The organism is Enterobacter cloacae complex sp. 2022EL-00981, from assembly GCF_028737495.1.
In the GTDB taxonomy this organism is placed as follows: domain Bacteria; phylum Pseudomonadota; class Gammaproteobacteria; order Enterobacterales; family Enterobacteriaceae; genus Enterobacter; species Enterobacter cloacae.
Window position 1 is genome coordinate 33812 of sequence record NZ_JAQZRK010000007.1, and the last position, 12846, is coordinate 46657.

The window sequence follows — 12846 nt, forward strand, 5'->3', positions numbered from 1 at the left end:
TATGTTCAGTGCGCCGCCTGTACAAAAAGTTTCTGTGGTGATCCCCGTTTATAACGAGCAGGAGAGCCTGCCCGAACTGATCCGCCGCACCACCGCCGCCTGCGAGACGCTGGGCAAAGCCTACGAAATCCTGCTGGTGGATGACGGCAGCAGCGATAACTCCGCCCTGATGTTGACCGAGGCTGCGCAGGCCGAAGGCAGCCATATCGTCGCGGTGCTGCTTAACCGCAACTACGGCCAGCACTCGGCCATTATGGCCGGGTTCAGCCACGTGACGGGGGATCTGGTCATCACGCTGGATGCCGATCTGCAAAACCCGCCGGAGGAGATCCCCCGGCTGGTCGCCAAAGCCGACGAAGGGTACGACGTGGTAGGTACGGTACGGCAGAATCGTCAGGATAGCCTGTTCCGCAAGCTGGCTTCCCGCACCATCAACCGCCTGATCCAGCGCACCACCGGCAAAGCGATGGGCGATTACGGCTGCATGCTGCGCGCCTATCGCCGCCATATTGTCGACGCCATGCTGCACTGCCATGAACGCAGCACCTTCATTCCGATTCTGGCGAATACCTTTGCCCGTAAGGCGACGGAGATCCCGGTGCTGCACGCCGAGCGTGAGCACGGGGAGTCGAAGTACAGCTTTATGCGTCTTATCAACCTGATGTACGACCTCATCACCTGCCTGACCACCACGCCGCTGCGCCTGCTGAGCGTCTTCGGCAGCATTATCGCGCTGGCCGGGTTTACGCTTTCCGTTTTGCTGGTCGTCCTGCGTCTGGTCTTTGGCCCCCAGTGGGCGGCGGAAGGGGTCTTCATGCTCTTTGCCGTGCTGTTCATGTTCATCGGCGCCCAGTTTGTCGGGATGGGCCTGCTCGGTGAGTACATTGGCCGTATCTATAACGATGTTCGCGCACGTCCGCGCTACTTTATTCAACGTGTTGTCCGCCAGGAACACAAAGTCTCTCAAGAGGAAAAACACCCATGAAAGCTGTTGTCTTTGCCTATCACGATATGGGGTGCGCGGGCCTGCTTGCCCTGCTTGAAGCGGGTTATGATATCGCTGCCATCTTCACGCATCCGGACGCCGCAGGCGAGAATAACTTCTTTGGCTCCGTGGCGCGTATCGCCGCCGAGCGCGGCATTCCGGTCTACGCGCCGGACGATATCAACCACCCGCTGTGGGTGGATCGCATTCGTGAAACCGCCCCGGATGTCATCTTCTCGTTCTACTACCGCAACCTGATTTGCGACGATATTTTACGTCTGGCGACGAAAGGGGCATTTAACCTTCACGGCTCATTGCTGCCCGCCTACCGTGGCCGCGCGCCGCTGAACTGGGTGCTGGTGAATGGCGAAACTGAAACCGGCGTGACCCTGCACCGCATGGTGCACCGCGCGGATGCGGGCGCCATCATCGCGCAGCAGCGTGTTGCCATTGATGCGGATGAGACGGCGCTGCAGCTTCATCAGAAACTCTGCTCGGTGGCACAAAGCCTGCTGCGTGATGCACTGCCGACCATCCTGAACGGCACCTTCAGCGAGACCGCTCAGGACGAGAGCAAGGCGAGTTGTTTTGGCCGCCGCACGCCGGAAGACGGCCGTCTGGACTGGAACAAGCCCGCCCGCCAGCTGCACAACCTGGTGCGCGCAGTGACCGACCCCTGGCCGGGGGCGTATAGCTTTGCCGGCGTCAGCAAATTCATCGTCTGGAAATCCCGCGTGCGCGACGATGTCCCGGCCGCGAAACCGGGCACTATCGTCTCTGTCTCGCCGCTGATTGTCAGCTGCGGCGAGCAGGCGCTGGAGATCGTGACCGGTCAGACCGACAACGGCGTTTATGTGCAGGGCGCGCAGCTGGCGCAGTCTCTGGGGCTGGTTCCTGGCGCCTTGATCACCAGCGCCCCGGTGGTGGCAATTAAGCGCCGCACCCGCGTGCTGATCCTCGGCGTAAACGGTTTTATTGGTAACCACCTGACCGAGCGTCTGCTGAAAGACGATAACTACGAAATTTATGGCCTCGACATTGGCTCCGATGCCATCAGCCGTTTCCTTGACTGCCCGCGCTTCCATTTCGTGGAAGGGGATATCAGCATTCACTCCGAGTGGATTGAGTACCACATCAAAAAATGCGACGTGGTGCTGCCGCTGGTCGCCATTGCCACGCCGATTGAGTACACCCGCAACCCGCTGCGTGTGTTCGAGCTGGACTTTGAAGAGAACCTGAAGATTATCCGCGACTGCGTGAAATACGATAAGCGCATCATCTTCCCGTCCACCTCCGAAGTGTACGGCATGTGTACCGATAAAAACTTCGATGAAGATACCTCTAACCTGGTGGTCGGGCCGATCAACAAGCAGCGCTGGATTTACTCCGTCTCTAAACAGCTGCTGGACCGCGTAATTTGGGCCTACGGCGAGAAAGAAGGGCTGCGCTTTACCCTGTTCCGGCCGTTCAACTGGATGGGGCCACGTCTGGATAACCTGAACGCGGCGCGCATTGGTAGCTCCCGCGCCATTACCCAGCTGATCCTGAACCTGGTGGAAGGCTCGCCCATTAAGCTCATTGAAGGCGGTAAACAAAAACGCTGCTTCACCGACATCAGCGACGGCATCGAAGCCCTGTTCCGCATCATTGAAAACAAGGATGGCCGCTGCAACGGGGAGATCATCAACATCGGCAACCCGGATAACGAAGCGAGCATTCGTGAACTGGCCGAAATGCTGTTGGCAAGCTTTGAGCGCCATCCGCTGCGTAACCAGTTCCCGCCGTTTGCAGGATTCCGCGAAGTGGAAAGCAGCAGCTACTATGGCAAAGGCTACCAGGACGTTGAGCACCGCAAGCCGAGCATTCGCAATGCGAAGCGCTGCCTGAACTGGACGCCAATGGTGAAGATGGAGCAGACCATTGATGAGACGCTCGATTTCTTCCTGCGCACCGTGGAGCTGTCGGAACAGGCCTCATGAAAAAAGTCGGTTTACGCATTGATCTCGATACCTTCAGGGGAACGCGTGACGGCGTTCCCGCACTGCTGAGGCTGCTGAGCAAGCACGATGTGCGTGCCAGCATCTTCTTCAGCGTGGGGCCAGACAACATGGGACGTCATTTATGGCGTCTGGTTAAACCGGCATTTCTGTTCAAAATGCTGCGCTCGCGCGCAGCATCGCTCTACGGCTGGGATATTTTGCTGGCCGGTACCGCATGGCCCGGCAGGCGTATCGGCGCGGGTAACGAAGCCATCATCCGTGAAGCGGCGCAGCACCATGAGGTCGGCCTGCATGCCTGGGATCACCATGCCTGGCAGGCCTGGGCGGGCGTCTGGGACATTCCTCGCCTGGCCCGGGAAATCGAGCGTGGTCTGCGGGAGCTGGAGGCCATTATCGGGCAGTCGGTGCGCTGCTCCGCCGTGGCCGGATGGCGTGCGGATCAACGCGTCGTGAAAGCCAAAGAGCCGTTCGCGTTTCGCTACAACAGCGATTGCCGGGGCAGCGGACCATTTTTACCGCAGCTCGGTGAAAACCGCGTTGGCACGGTGCAAATCCCGGTCACACTGCCCACCTGGGATGAAGTGGTGGGGCGCGAGGTGACCGCCGACGGCTTCAACCGCTACATTCTGGACTGTATACATCGCGACACCGGCACGCCGGTCTACACTATCCACGCCGAGGTGGAAGGGATTGCGTATCAGCATGATTTCGATGCGCTGTTGACGCTGGCGGCGCAGGAGGGGATTCAGTTCTGCCCGTTGATCGACCTGCTGCCAGACGATCTCAGTACGCTGCCCGTCGGCAAAATTGTGCGAAGTGAAATGGCTGGCCGGGAAGGCTGGCTTGGCTATCAACAAACCGTGAGTCCGGTACCATGAAAGTCGCCCGTTATGGCTTAGGGCTTTTCGCCCTGTTTATTGTTTACTATCTCATTCCGGTTGATATCCGTCTGTTATGGCAGCCTGATGAAACGCGCTATGCGGAAATCAGCCGTGAAATGCTCGCCTCCGGCAACTGGATTGTGCCGCATTTTCTGGGGCTGCGTTACTTTGAAAAGCCGATTGCTGGCTACTGGGTCAACAGCCTCGGGCAACTGCTGTTTGGCCATACAAACTTTGCCGTGCGTGCCGGGGCCATCTTTTCCACCGGCCTGACGGCGCTACTGGTTATCTGGATGGCCTGGCAACTCTGGCGCGATAAACGCGTTGCCCTGTTCTCCGGCCTTATCTTCCTGACGCTGTTTCTGGTCTATGGCATTGGCACCTATGCCGTGCTCGACCCCATCATCTCCCTGTGGCTGGCGGCGGCGATGTGCAGTTTCTGGCTGGCCTCGCAGGCGCAGACCCTGGCTGGCAAAGCGGGGGGCTACATATTGCTGGGGCTAGCCTGCGGCATGGGGGTGATGACCAAAGGTTTCCTCGCCCTGGCGGTGCCGGTGCTTGGCGTCCTGCCGTGGGTGATAGCCCAAAAGCGCTGGAAAGAGGTGCTGATTTTTGGCGGGCTTGCGATCCTGAGCTGCGTGCTTATTGTCCTGCCCTGGGGGCTGGCGATTGCCCAGCGTGAACCCGATTTCTGGCGCTACTTCTTCTGGGTTGAACACATTCAGCGTTTTGCCCAAAGCGACGCCCAGCACAAAGCCCCGTTCTGGTATTACCTGCCATTCCTGGTCGCGGGCAGTCTGCCGTGGCTGGCGCTGTTGCCCGGTGCGCTGCGTCTGGGCTGGCGTGAAAAACATCCGGCAGGCGGCGGGCTTTATCTGCTCGGTTGGGTGGTGATGCCGCTTTTATTCTTCAGCATTGCCAAAGGCAAGCTGCCTACCTACATCCTGCCGTGTTTTGCCCCGCTGGCGATCCTGATGGCGCGCTATGCCTGCCTCGCTGCGGAAAAGGGGGCCAGCGTGTTACGCATTAATGCCGGGATCAACCTGGCGTTCGGTACCCTCGGTGTCATCGCGGCGTTAGTCGTGTCGCCGTGGGGGCTGGCTAAGCACCCGGTCTGGACATCGGTCGAGCTGTATAAAGTCTTCTGCGCGGTGGTGGCCTTCCTCGTCTGGGCCGTGGTGGGCTGGTTTAGCTTCAGACGGAGCCAGCAGCGCTGGTGGCTGGCGGCGCTGTGCCCTGCCGGGCTGGCGTTGCTGATTGGTTTTGCCATTCCCAACCTGGTGGTGGACTCCAAACAGCCACAGTCGCTGGTGGATACCGTGCGCGACCCGCTCCAGCAGAGCCGGTTTGTGCTGGCCGATAACGTCGGCGTGGCGGCAGGGCTGGCGTGGGAGCTTAAACGTAATGACATCATCATGTTTGGTCAGAGCGGTGAGCTGCGTTACGGGCTGGATTATCCGGACGTGAAAGACCGCTTTATCACTAAAGATGACTTTGCGCAGTGGCTGGCGAGGCACCGCCAGCAGGGGAGCGTGTCGCTGGTGATCCTGCTGTCGAAGAACGACGATCTGAACCGGGATAACCTGCCAAAGCCGGACTACCTGTATATCCAGGGGCGGCTGGCTTACCTGCAGTATCTGCCGCAATGATGACCTGGCTTTGGCTGGTGCTGGCTAGTCTGCTGACCTGCGCCGGACAGCTCTGTCAGAAACAAGCGACTCGTCCGGCGAAAACCGGGCGGCGTGGCGCGCATATTGTGCTGTGGCTGGGGCTCGCCTTGCTGGCGCTGGGCTGCGGCATGCTGGTCTGGCTGGTGGTATTGCAGCGTCTTCCCGTCGGGGTCGCCTATCCCATGCTGAGCCTTAATTTTGTCTGGGTGACGCTGGCAGCGAAGGGGCTCTGGCATGAGAAGGTGGCCCGACATCACTGGCTGGGCGTAGGGTTGATTATGATCGGGATTGTTCTGCTCGGAGGAAGCCTGTGAAAGGGGCGTGCTGGGCGTTATGCAGCGTGGCGTTAGTCAGTGCCGCGCAGTTGCTGCTGCGCAGCGCCATGCAGGCGCTTCCGCCCGTCGGCGAGGCGCTGGCATTTTTCAGGGCTCTCTGGCATTTTTCGTCCGGTACCGGCGCGCTGCTGCTGGGGCTGATGGGCTATGTGGCCTCTATGGGCTGCTGGTATCTGGCGCTGCATCGCATGGCGCTCAGCAAAGCGTATGCCTTGCTGAGCCTCAGTTATATTCTGGTGTGGGGCGCGGCGATCCTGCTGCCCGGCTGGGGTGAGTCGTTCTCGTGGCAGGGGCTGGCGGGTGTCGGGTTGATTATGCTGGGCGTGCTGGTTATTTTTCGGCCAGCTCAGCGTGTACAGAATGGATCAGAGACGCCGTAATCTCAAAGGGCGTGGTGGTGCAAACGGCGAGGCTCAGCAAACCTGTCCGGCACTGGCTCGTTGAGTGCAGCGCGGCACTGCTGTCAATGCTGACCATTTGCCAGGAATGACCACCGCGTTGTTTAAGGATGGCCTTTTTTAGGGTCCAGATACGCCAGAATGTGGTGAGTTTGTTTTCGGATGTTTCCTTTTCCAGCGCGTCATGCTCGGCATTGCTAAATACGGCATTGGCGAGCGTAGGCCAGTTTTCCTGCGGACGGATATGCTCCAGCGAACAGCCTACGTCACCTTCATCGCTGATAATTAACGCAATATCATCTTCCGAGTGACTCACGCTGAACCACAGAGGATACTCGTCAGCAAACACGGGTTTGCCCTGTTCACGGTAGACAATCTCCGGTAAAGGCTGTGGTGCCAGCACACGCGACAGTAGCCCTCGACCCGCCAGCCAACGGGCGCGTTGAGCACCCTGCGGAGCGTATTGGGAGAGGGCTTGCGCCCACTGGTCTGTGCTCAGCGAGGAGATTTTTCCCAGCAAAACCTGGTACATATAACGTCTGGCCTTCAGTCAAAAACGCGATAGCTGTAAAGTTGCGCGGCGAAACCATTACTATAATCCATTGACCTCAACAATGGCTAATCAGTAACGGAAAATCACCCGGGAAGCCGACTCTTGGGTCGGCCCGGCCCCAGCAGTATCGCCAGTTTGCTGCCGCCTTTGGTGGTCTCCATCCAGATTTTACAGACGCTGGTGAGCGGTACCGACAGCAGCATCCCAACCGGGCCCAGCAGCCATCCCCAAATCAGTAAGGATAAGAACACCACCAGCGTCGACATGCCCAGCCGGTGGCCCATCATCCGTGGTTCAAGAATATTCCCCAGCACCATATGCACCACGAGGAACAGCGCCCCCACCAGCATGCACTCATAAAAGCCATTAAACAGAAACGCCTGAATCATGGGCGGCACGGCGGAGAGTACCGCGCCAATGTTGGGCACGTAGTTCAGCAAAAACGCCAGCACTCCCCACATCAGCGCGAACTGCACGCCCATCAGCATCAGCCCCAGCCAGACAATCACGCCGGTCCAGACGCTTAACAGGGTTTTTAAGGCCAGATATTTGGAGACGCCCTTTAACGCGCGGTGTAAACCGGCGATGTGAATTTGCGGATTATTCAGCGCGAAACGCAGCTTATAGGGCACGTGGCGCACTTCGAACAGCATAAACACCACCGTCATGACCAGCAGCAAAATGCTGGCCATGGCGCCGGACAGGCCGGTCATCAGCGTGGTGGCGTAAGTCATGATTTTTTCGGAATCCATCCGGCGCAACATCCGTTCCGGCGAAATATGCAGATTCAGAAACGGCATCATCTCCTGAAGCGCCACGATCTTGCGCGTCAGCTCTTTGTTGTATTGCGGCAGCATCGTGGAGAACTCGCTCAGCGAGGCGGCCAGCACGCCGAAAAGGGCGGTGAGGGCAATCAGCATCACGATAACCACAATGGTTATGGCCACCGGGCGGCTGATACCCCGGCGCAAAAACCAGGTCACCAGCGGGTTAAGCACAATGGCAAAAAAGAGCGCCAGCAGAAGCTGGACAATAATATCGGCGGCAGCATGGATACCGGCGAGGATCACCACCAGAGAGGCGAGTTTTAACAGGATGTGGAGTCCTGCTTTGTCGGGCGGGTTAGGGGTCATTCGTGTTCCTTAATGTGATTGCCCGTTAAGTGTAGTGCGCGGGTTTCGCTTCGTCTGGCACCGTTAATCTGAAAGTCGCTGCTGATTTTCTGCTGGCGTCGTGGTAATAGTGAAACACTGTTGCAAAAATCCAGGTAAAACCTCATGCCCGAACCCGCCGCCGAACCGGCATTAAGCGGATTACGCCTTAATCTGCGCATTGTCTCCGTTGTGATTTTTAACTTTGCCAGTTATCTGACGATTGGCCTGCCGCTGGCGGTGTTGCCGGGCTACGTTCATGACGTGATGGGGTTTAGCGCATTCTGGGCGGGGCTGGTGATTAGCCTGCAGTACTTCGCCACGCTGTTGAGCCGCCCGCATGCGGGTCGCTACGCGGATCTGTTCGGGCCGAAGAGCATTGTGATCACAGGATTATGCGGCTGTTTTCTCAGTGGCCTGAGTTACCTGCTGGCGGCAACGACCAGCCACTGGCCGTTGGTCAGTCTGGTGCTGCTGTGCCTGGGCCGGGTGATCCTCGGTATTGGGCAAAGCCTGGCAGGAACCGGCTCGACGCTGTGGGGCGTAGGCGTGGTCGGGGCACCGCACATTGGCCGGGTCATCTCCTGGAACGGCATTGTCACCTACGGGGCAATGGCGCTTGGCGCCCCGCTTGGGGTGATGTGCTATGCGTATGGCGGACTGTACGGGCTGGCGGGCACCATTATGGTGGTCGCGCTGGTGGCGATCCTGTTTGCCCTGCCGCGCCCGAAAGTGAAGGCCAGCAAAGGTAAACCGCTGCCGTTCCGGGCAGTGCTGGGGCGCGTCTGGCCGTATGGTATGGCACTGGCGCTGGCAACCACTGGCTTTGGGGTGATCGCCACCTTTATCACGCTGTTTTATGACGCCAAAGGCTGGGATGGGGCGGCCTTTGCGTTAACCCTGTTCAGCTGTGCATTTGTGGGTGCCCGTTTGCTCTTCCCGAACGGTATTAACCGCCTGGGCGGGCTGAATGTGGCGATGATCTGCTTTGCGGTTGAGATTGTCGGGCTGCTGCTGACCGGTATAGCGACCGCGCCGTGGATGGCAAAAGTTGGCGTGTTCTTCGCCGGAGCCGGTTTTTCGCTGGTCTTCCCGGCGCTGGGTGTGGTGGCGGTGAAAGCCGTGCCGCCGCAGAATCAGGGGGCGGCGCTGGCAACCTACACGGTGTTTATGGATATGTCGTTGGGCATTACCGGGCCGCTGGCAGGGCTGGTCATGGCCTGGGCAGGCGTGCCGGTTATCTATCTTGCGGCTGCGGGTCTGGTGGTGATGGCCCTGATGCTCACGTGGCGGCTAAAAAAATGGCCTCCGGTGCAGGCGCCGGAGGCCACGTCATCATCCTGACGTGTTACTGAATCACGATGGTGTTGATGATGTTTTCAGCGGCAGTCTGCGCTTTCTGCTGATCTTCCGCTGGCAGGGTGATCTGCAGGGTCAGCAGTTTGTTATCAACCTTACCCAGCACCACGGAAGAGTAAGCTGTCTGACCTTTTGCAGAGATAATGCTGTCCAGCTGCTGCAGCGTGTGGCCTTTCAGTTCGATGGACTTGTTCGTCACCACCTGCAGCTGCGGGTCGCGGCTGCGCTGCTGATCTTCCAGACGTTTGGACAGCACGGCCAGGTCTTCGCTGGTATCGTCGCCCACAATCACAATCACCGCTTTCTGCCCGGTTGCATCGGAATAGACGTGCATGTTGTTCGCCTGGGTACCCAGCTTGCCGCTCTGGTCAGTCATATCCGCTGGCAGAGAGAAGCTGAGTTTACCGTCCAGCAGGTTCACCGGCTGACCGGTTGCGTTGCTCTCTGCAGACGCGCCCTGAGCAGGCGTTTTCGTGTCGCTGTTATCACAGGCTGCAAGGCCGACAACCAGCAGGCCAATCCCGACATATTTAACCAGATTGCGCATTGACTTCTTCCTTTCGATAAACGGCCATAACGGCTCATTTGTCCATCTTATCACAACTGATAAAGCGAACCCTTAACCAGCCTGCAATGCTGTGATTTCAGATTTATCTGCCAGTCTTTTCAGCAGCATATTCAGCAGCACGCCGTACATCGGCAGGAAGAAGACAATGCTGATAAGCACCTTGAAGCAGTAGTCCACCAGCGCAATTTCCATCCAGTGTTCGGCCATAAACGCATCCGGGCTGTGCCAGAAGGCAATGAAGAAGAAGGCCAGCGTATCGCTGACGTTGCCGAACAGCGTCGAGGCGGTGGGGGCCATCCACCAGCGGTGATTCTGACGCAGGCGGTTAAATACGTGCACGTCGAGGATCTGCCCCAGCGCATAGGCCATAAAGCTTGCCGTGGCGATTCGGGCAACAAACAGGTTGAAGTGGGTTAACGCCTCAAAGCCCTGCCAGCTTCCCATGTAAAACAGGGAGGAAATAACGTACGACACGAACAGCGCCGGCAGCATGACCGCAAAAATAATGCGGCGAGCCAGCGGAGCGCCAAAAATACGCACGGTCAGATCGGTGGCGAGAAAAATAAACGGGAAGCTGAACGCGCCCCAGGTGGTATGGAAACCAAAGATGGCGATCGGCAGCTGCACCAGATAGTTACTGGAGGTGATCACCAGCAGATGAAAAAGCGAAAGCCAGAACAACGCTTTTACGCGCTGCGATTCAGAAAACGGCGTCATATTGTGACCTTTTTATACGTTGGGGTGAGGGAACCCAATAAAAACCGCAGCATGATACTGCTTTGACGGGACTTTGCAATGGTTAGTTTTTACGCAACCGTTAACCTGGTTTGCATTGCTGGCTACGGGGCGTAAACTACAGCCGTTTTTATCTGACCGAGAACACCATGACCGATCTGTTTTCCACTCCAGACCACACCCTTGATGCGCAGGGCCTCCGCTGCCCTGAGCCGGTAATGATGGTGCGCAAAACCGTGCGCAATATGCAAACCGGCGAAACGCTGCTGATCATCGCTGACGATCCGGCAACCACCCGCGATATCCCCGGTTTTTGTACCTTTATGGAGCATGAACTGGTGGCACAGCAGACCGAAGCACTGCCGTACCGGTATTTAATCCGCAAGGGGTAACCCCTTACTGCATGCCTAACAATCCCGGCAGCCACAGCGAAATCGCCGGGATGTACGTTATCATTCCCAGCACCAGCAGCAGCATGCCGTAAAACGGTAGCATCGCGCGCACCACATGTTCGATTTTCTGCTTGCTCACCGCACTGGCCACAAACAGCACCGAACCCACTGGCGGCGTGATAAGCCCGATCCCCAGATTCACCATCATGATCATCCCGAAATGCACCGGGTCGATCCCAAGCGACTGGGTCACCGGCAACAGCACCGGCGTCAGGATCAGAATGATCGGCGCCATATCCATCAGGGTGCCAATCAGCAGCAGCATGATGTTGAGGTACATCAGGATCACGTACTTGTTATCCGAGAGCGAGGTGAAGAACGCCGTGATGCGCACAGGTAACTGCATGTAGGTCATCACCGCGCCAAACGCCGCCGCAAAGCCAATCAAGATCATCACGATAGTGACCGTTTTCACCGTCCGGCACATCAGCTTCGGCAGTTCGCTCCACTTATAGTCGCGGTAGATAAACATGGTGACAAAGAATGCCCACAGGCAGGCGACCGCCGCGGATTCGGTGGCGGTGAATATCCCGGACATGATCCCGCCGAGGATAATTACCACCGTCATTAGCCCCCACAGAGCGTCCAGCAAAATCTTCAGTGCCTGTTTGAAGGGGATTTTTTCGCCTTTTGGATAGCCGCGCTTATGGGCAAAGCACAGACACAGCGTCATCAGGCACAGTCCCAGCAGCAGCCCCGGCAGCACGCCTGCGATAAACAGCGTGGCAATGGAGACCGTACCGCCTGCGGCCAGCGAGTAGATCACCGAGTTGTGGCTGGGCGGGATTAAAATCGCCTGCACCGACCCGCTGGCGGTGACCGCCGCCGCATACTCACGGGGATACCCCTTTCTCTCCATCTCCGGGATCATCACGCTGCCGATGGAGGCCGTATCCGCCACCGATGAACCGGAAATCGCGCCGAAAAAGGTGGAGGCCACGATATTCACCAGCGACAGTCCGCCGCGAATAAAACCAACAAAGACATACGCGAAATTCACCAGCCGTCGGGCGATGCCGCCTTCCGCCATGATCGCCCCCGCCAGGATGAAAAACGGGATCGCCAGCAGGGTAAATTTGTTAACCCCGCTGGTGATCTGGATCATCAGTGCTTCGAGCGGTAACTCGATCCACAACGCGCCCGCGACGGCGCTTAAGCCGACGGCAAACGCCACCGGCATACCCAGCGCCAGCAAAATGGCGAGGGTGAATAACAAAACGAATGCATCCATTGTTCACCCCTTAACTGTGGTTGCCGATCAGCACCACAGGACGGTTTTCCTGTGAGCCAAACAGCAGACGTTCAATGACAAACAGGATCAGCACTGCAGAACCAATCGGCAGCGGCAGATAACTCTCCCCTGACGTCAGGATCGGAAACTCGGCGACTGGCTGCTCCCAGAGTTCGACACACAGCCAGTAGCTGTACCAGAACATAATCAGCGAGATCAGCAGCATCAGCAGATCCACCACACGCGCACACGCTGTTTTCAGCATGTCTGGCAGTCGGTCGGTCAGCATGTTCACCGCGATGTGTGACCCGGCACGGTAGCTCACCGCCGCGCCGATAAACGTAAAGGTCACCATGCAGATGATGGCAATCGGCTCCGGCCAGGATTCACCGCGATTCAGCACATAGCGCGAGAAGATGCCAATCGGGATCACCACCGTCATGACCAGCAGCGCGCATCCCGCTACGCCCATGGCGAGCAGATACAGCCGGTCCATCCACTTCAGGTAGAGTTCGGACATACGTTCTC

13 protein-coding genes and 1 pseudogene are annotated in these 12846 nt (G+C 58.1%); 8 read left to right on the forward strand and 6 right to left on the reverse strand.

Annotated elements, in window-relative coordinates:
* Window position 1: 1 nt before the first annotated feature.
* From arnC to arnF, 6 genes are read left to right on the forward strand one after another with little or no spacing between them, the layout of a single operon-like run.
* Window positions 2-985: an undecaprenyl-phosphate 4-deoxy-4-formamido-L-arabinose transferase gene (gene arnC / locus PUZ33_RS08665; protein WP_013099176.1), complete on the forward strand. Its 984-nt coding sequence runs from the start codon at window positions 2-4 to the stop codon at window positions 983-985.
* Entirely contained in the window at window positions 982-2964 is a 1983-nt protein-coding gene (gene arnA, locus PUZ33_RS08670) for a bifunctional UDP-4-amino-4-deoxy-L-arabinose formyltransferase/UDP-glucuronic acid oxidase ArnA (protein WP_058680279.1), read from the forward strand. Before arnC ends, arnA begins: the two co-directional genes overlap by 4 nt.
* Window positions 2961-3863: a 4-deoxy-4-formamido-L-arabinose-phosphoundecaprenol deformylase gene (gene arnD / locus PUZ33_RS08675; RefSeq protein ID WP_058680280.1), complete on the forward strand. Its 903-nt coding sequence runs from the start codon at window positions 2961-2963 to the stop codon at window positions 3861-3863. Before arnA ends, arnD begins: the two co-directional genes overlap by 4 nt.
* A complete protein-coding gene (gene arnT / locus PUZ33_RS08680) occupies window positions 3860-5515 on the forward strand; it encodes a lipid IV(A) 4-amino-4-deoxy-L-arabinosyltransferase (protein WP_058680281.1) in 1656 nt (551 codons plus the stop codon). The genes arnD and arnT overlap by 4 nt, the downstream gene beginning before the upstream one ends.
* Entirely contained in the window at window positions 5512-5850 is a 339-nt protein-coding gene (arnE, locus tag PUZ33_RS08685; protein ID WP_013099172.1) for a 4-amino-4-deoxy-L-arabinose-phosphoundecaprenol flippase subunit ArnE, read from the forward strand. Before arnT ends, arnE begins: the two co-directional genes overlap by 4 nt.
* A complete protein-coding gene (arnF, locus tag PUZ33_RS08690) occupies window positions 5847-6251 on the forward strand; it encodes a 4-amino-4-deoxy-L-arabinose-phosphoundecaprenol flippase subunit ArnF (protein WP_038420767.1) in 405 nt (134 codons plus the stop codon). The genes arnE and arnF overlap by 4 nt, the downstream gene beginning before the upstream one ends.
* On the opposite strand, the gene acpT is transcribed toward arnF, so the two are convergent.
* On the reverse strand, window positions 6202-6801 hold the full coding sequence (acpT, locus tag PUZ33_RS08695) for a 4'-phosphopantetheinyl transferase AcpT (RefSeq protein WP_252107634.1): 600 nt from the start codon (window positions 6799-6801) through the stop codon (window positions 6202-6204). The genes arnF and acpT overlap by 50 nt on opposite strands.
* Window positions 6802-6905: 104 nt before the next feature.
* Window positions 6906-7955 carry an AI-2E family transporter gene (locus PUZ33_RS08700; protein WP_013099154.1) on the reverse strand — a complete coding sequence of 350 codons (1050 nt, stop codon included), beginning with the start codon at window positions 7953-7955 and terminating at the stop codon, window positions 6906-6908.
* A gap of 109 nt (window positions 7956-8064) precedes the next feature.
* Here PUZ33_RS08700 and PUZ33_RS08705 point away from each other — a divergent pair.
* Window positions 8065-9317 (forward strand): annotated as a pseudogene (locus PUZ33_RS08705) (MFS transporter).
* A gap of 4 nt (window positions 9318-9321) precedes the next feature.
* Here the strand turns inward: PUZ33_RS08705 and PUZ33_RS08710 are convergent.
* Both PUZ33_RS08710 and PUZ33_RS08715 read right to left on the reverse strand, forming a co-directional pair.
* A complete protein-coding gene (locus PUZ33_RS08710) occupies window positions 9322-9879 on the reverse strand; it encodes a DcrB family lipoprotein (RefSeq protein WP_013099152.1) in 558 nt (185 codons plus the stop codon).
* Between the two features lie 72 nt (window positions 9880-9951).
* Window positions 9952-10617 carry a 7-cyano-7-deazaguanine/7-aminomethyl-7-deazaguanine transporter gene (locus tag PUZ33_RS08715; protein ID WP_013099151.1) on the reverse strand — a complete coding sequence of 222 codons (666 nt, stop codon included), beginning with the start codon at window positions 10615-10617 and terminating at the stop codon, window positions 9952-9954.
* A 167-nt stretch (window positions 10618-10784) separates the two neighbouring features.
* Here PUZ33_RS08715 and tusA point away from each other — a divergent pair, with 167 nt between their 5' ends.
* On the forward strand, window positions 10785-11027 hold the full coding sequence (gene tusA / locus PUZ33_RS08720; RefSeq protein WP_014833603.1) for a sulfurtransferase TusA: 243 nt from the start codon (window positions 10785-10787) through the stop codon (window positions 11025-11027).
* Window positions 11028-11031: 4 nt separating this feature from the next.
* On the opposite strand, the gene PUZ33_RS08725 is transcribed toward tusA, so the two are convergent.
* On the reverse strand, window positions 11032-12318 hold the full coding sequence (locus tag PUZ33_RS08725) for a TRAP transporter large permease (protein WP_040020760.1): 1287 nt from the start codon (window positions 12316-12318) through the stop codon (window positions 11032-11034).
* Window positions 12319-12328: 10 nt separating this feature from the next.
* The gene (locus PUZ33_RS08730) at window positions 12329-12838 is read right to left on the reverse strand and encodes a TRAP transporter small permease (protein ID WP_013099148.1); all 510 of its coding nucleotides are present in this window, start codon (window positions 12836-12838) and stop codon (window positions 12329-12331) included.
* Window positions 12839-12846 lie beyond the last annotated feature (8 nt).

Bases quoted from the DNA above. Each gene is read 5' to 3' on its own strand.
- PUZ33_RS08725 (WP_040020760.1), bottom strand. From the start codon at position 12,318: ATGGATGCATTCGTTTTGTTATTCACCCTCGCCATTTTGCTGGCGCTG.
- arnA (WP_058680279.1), top strand. From the start codon at position 982: ATGAAAGCTGTTGTCTTTGCCTATCACGATATGGGGTGCGCGGGCCTG.
- PUZ33_RS08710 (WP_013099152.1), bottom strand. From the start codon at position 9,879: ATGCGCAATCTGGTTAAATATGTCGGGATTGGCCTGCTGGTTGTCGGC.
- PUZ33_RS08715 (WP_013099151.1), bottom strand. From the start codon at position 10,617: ATGACGCCGTTTTCTGAATCGCAGCGCGTAAAAGCGTTGTTCTGGCTT.
- acpT (WP_252107634.1), bottom strand. From the start codon at position 6,801: ATGTACCAGGTTTTGCTGGGAAAAATCTCCTCGCTGAGCACAGACCAG.
- PUZ33_RS08730 (WP_013099148.1), bottom strand. From the start codon at position 12,838: ATGTCCGAACTCTACCTGAAGTGGATGGACCGGCTGTATCTGCTCGCC.
- arnC (WP_013099176.1), top strand. From the start codon at position 2: ATGTTCAGTGCGCCGCCTGTACAAAAAGTTTCTGTGGTGATCCCCGTT.
- PUZ33_RS08700 (WP_013099154.1), bottom strand. From the start codon at position 7,955: ATGACCCCTAACCCGCCCGACAAAGCAGGACTCCACATCCTGTTAAAA.
- arnD (WP_058680280.1), top strand. From the start codon at position 2,961: ATGAAAAAAGTCGGTTTACGCATTGATCTCGATACCTTCAGGGGAACG.
- arnT (WP_058680281.1), top strand. From the start codon at position 3,860: ATGAAAGTCGCCCGTTATGGCTTAGGGCTTTTCGCCCTGTTTATTGTT.
- tusA (WP_014833603.1), top strand. From the start codon at position 10,785: ATGACCGATCTGTTTTCCACTCCAGACCACACCCTTGATGCGCAGGGC.
- arnE (WP_013099172.1), top strand. From the start codon at position 5,512: ATGATGACCTGGCTTTGGCTGGTGCTGGCTAGTCTGCTGACCTGCGCC.